The organism is Mesorhizobium sp. M1A.F.Ca.IN.020.06.1.1 (assembly GCF_004023265.1).
GTDB lineage: Bacteria > Pseudomonadota > Alphaproteobacteria > Rhizobiales > Rhizobiaceae > Mesorhizobium.
Genome location: NZ_RZSR01000783.1, coordinates 1 through 2879 on the forward strand (window position 1 = coordinate 1; position 2879 = coordinate 2879).

At 66.7% G+C, this 2879-nt stretch carries 3 protein-coding genes; 2 read left to right on the forward strand and 1 reads right to left on the reverse strand.

Translation table 11 applies throughout. The features are described 5' to 3' along the window. A partial coding sequence (locus EOA60_RS26840; protein ID WP_128312170.1) for an MFS transporter occupies positions 1 to 777 on the reverse strand: 777 nt, incomplete at its 3' end. A gap of 111 nt (positions 778 to 888) precedes the next feature. On the opposite strand from EOA60_RS26840, the gene EOA60_RS26845 reads away from it, so the two are divergent. After that, a complete protein-coding gene (locus tag EOA60_RS26845; protein WP_095824967.1) occupies positions 889 to 1890 on the forward strand; it encodes an ornithine cyclodeaminase family protein in 1002 nt (333 codons plus the stop codon). Next, positions 1887 to 2879 (forward strand): aromatic amino acid lyase (locus EOA60_RS26850; protein ID WP_164899560.1); only part of this gene is annotated, 993 nt, incomplete at its 3' end. The genes EOA60_RS26845 and EOA60_RS26850, both read left to right, overlap by 4 nt.

Consider the following 2879-nt stretch of genomic DNA (forward strand, 5'->3'; position numbering starts at 1 on the left):
CAAGTGCCGCACGGCGAACCAGCCGACGGCGACGCCGGCGGCAACCAGGCCCACTGTCGGCAGCATGCCATCCTCGGGATGCGCAAGCCGTTCCAGCCCATAGAGCATCGCGGCGAGGCCGAGCGCGGTGAGGAAGAATCCCGGCCAGTCGAGCGGCCTGGTCTCGGATTCGCGATCGCCCGGAACGAAGCGCGCGACAAGCAGCAGCCCGGCGAGGCCGAGCGGAACGTTGATGAAGAAGTTCCAGTGCCAGGACAGATAGGTGGTGATGAAGCCGCCGAGCATCGGCCCGATCACCGGCGCGAACAAGGCCGGCCAGGTGATCAGCGCCGTGGCGGCAAGCAATTCGGACTTGGCGGCGTTGCGCAGCACCAGGATGCGGCCGACCGGCGTCATCAAGGCGCTGCCGAGGCCCTGAACGATGCGGGCGGCAACGAATTGCGTCAGGCTCTGTGAGTAGCCGCAGGCGATCGACGCCAGCGTGAACAGCCCGATCGCGACGAGGAAAATGTTGCGCGCGCCAAACCGGTCGGCAAGCCAGGCCGACAACGGCACGAACACCGCCATGGTCAACATGTAAGCGGTGATCCCGATGCTCATCGCCACTGCCGGCACGCCGAAAGACTGCCCCATCTGCGGCAGCGACGTCGAGATGATCGTCGAATCCAGCAACTGCATGAAAAAGGCGACGGCAACGATCAGCGCGACGCGCCGCGCCTGGCGCGCCGCCGTCGGCACGAGCTGGGATACGGCCTCATTGTCGGGGATGCTGGTCATGACGCGCCGGTTGAACAGCATAAGGCTGAACCAGTCCAGAGCTTATCCAACAAACTTTCGTGTCGCCCCGCCGCCTGTTATGGATGAGCGCGGGCCGGACGAGGGAAATGCATGAAGCCGATCTATATCGACTACCTCAATGCTCTCGACATTGAAGCCCTTGGCCTGAGCGATGCCGAGATCATCGGCGCCGTCGAGGCCGGGCTCGTCGCCCAGGGCAAGGGCCAGACGGTGATCGAGCCGCGCGTCCATCTTGAGCCGGATCCGTCCTTCCGCGGTCATTTCAACGTGCTGCGCGGCTATGTGGCGCCGCTCGATGCGGCCGGCGTCAAGATCGTCGGCGATTATGTCGACAACTACCTGCACGCCCTGCCGTCCGAATTCGGCATACTCAACCTGTTCGACCCGCGCACCGGCGCGCCACGCGCCATCCTCGACGCCACCGTCATCACCGATATGCGCACCGGCGCGGTCACCGCCATCGGCGCCAAGCATCTGGCGAAGAAATCATCCAGGGCGCTCGGTCACATCGGCGCGCGCGGCACCGCCTACTGGAACGTGCGACTGCTCGATCACCTGTTCGACTTCGACGAGATCCGCGTCCATTCGCGCCGCCCCGAAAGCCGCGACGCTTTCGCCGCGAAGCTTGCCGCCGACCTCGGCAAGCCGGTTGTCGCCGTTGCCGACTGGAAGAGCTGCGTGGAAGGCGCCGACATCGTTGTCGAAGCCTCGCGGCTACCGGAACCGCAACCCCTGCTCAAGACCGCCTGGATCAAGCGCGGCGCGCTGGTCGTGCCCTATGGCACGATGAGCGCGGTGGAGCTTTCGCTTACCGACATCATGCAAAAGATCGTCGTCGACGACTGGGGTCAGTGCAAGGGCGGCAAGTTCGGCTCGCTGCGCGCCCATGTCGAGACGGGACGGCTGAGCGAGGCGACGCTGCATGCCGAGCTCGGCCAGATCGCTGCCGGGCACAAAGCGGGCCGGCAAAGCGACGGCGAGACGATCCTGTTCTGGCATCGGGGTCTGTCGCTCTCCGACATCGCGCTCGGCAAGGCGATGCTGGCCAAAGCCGCGGAACAAGGCATCGGCCAGAGGCTGCGTTTCGCATGACCCCGCTCGTTCTCACCGGCGCCGGCGTCAGCATCGAGGACGTGGCCGCCGTAGCGCGCAGTGCAGGCAAGGTCGAGATCACGCCGGCGGTCATCGAGAAACTCGGCAAGGCCCGCCAGGTCCTCGATGACGCCGCTGCCGGCGGCCAGCAGATCTATGGGCTGAACACCGGGCTGGGCGCCAATCTCGGCACGGCTGTCGAAGGCGATGCCGGTGCCTTCCAGCGCCAGCTTCTCGACGGACGCGGAGCTGCGGTGGGAAACCCATTGCCCGCCCAGCTCGTGCGCGCCGCAATGTTTGCCCGCATCGCCATGCTTTCCGCCGGCGGCTCCGGCCTGTCGCCGCATGTCCTCACCGCGCTTGTCGATCTGCTCAACGCCGGCATCCATCCGGTGATGCCGTCGCTGGGCTCGATCGGCGCCGGCGACCTGGTGCTGATGACCGCGATAGCCCACACGCTGATCGGCGAAGGCGATGCCGACTATCAGGGCAGGCGCATGCCTTCGGCAAAGGCGCTGATGATGGCGCGGCTTGCGCCAGTCAGCCTGGCACCGAAGGATGGTCTGTCGCTGATCAACGCTTCCGCGGTTTCTACCGGCGCCGGCGCGCTGGCGCTCGTCGACGCGCTGTCGGCACTCGAACAGCAGGAGCAGGCCGGCGCGCTCACCATGGAAGCGTTCGGGGCCAACCGCACCATCCTTGACCCGCGCCTGCATCTGGCGCGGCCGGCCGCCTGCCAGCAGGTAGCGGCAAAGGCGTTGCGCGACCTGCTCACCCGCGACGGGACGCCCGCGCCGACCACCCTTCAGGATCCGCTGTCGATCCGCTGCATGCCCTCGATCCACGGCGCGCTCATCCAGGCGATCGACCATGCCCGGCTCACGGTCGAGATCGAGCTCAACGCGTCCGCCGACAACCCGCTGGTGCTCGCCAACGACTCACTCGTGCTGTCGACCGGCAATTTCCACACCGCCTCGCTGTCGCTCGCC

What these genes read in the sequence shown, in the direction of transcription:
- EOA60_RS26845 (WP_095824967.1), top strand. Translation starts at nt 889, where the DNA reads ATGAAGCCGATCTATATCGACTACCTCAATGCTCTCGACATTGAAGCC.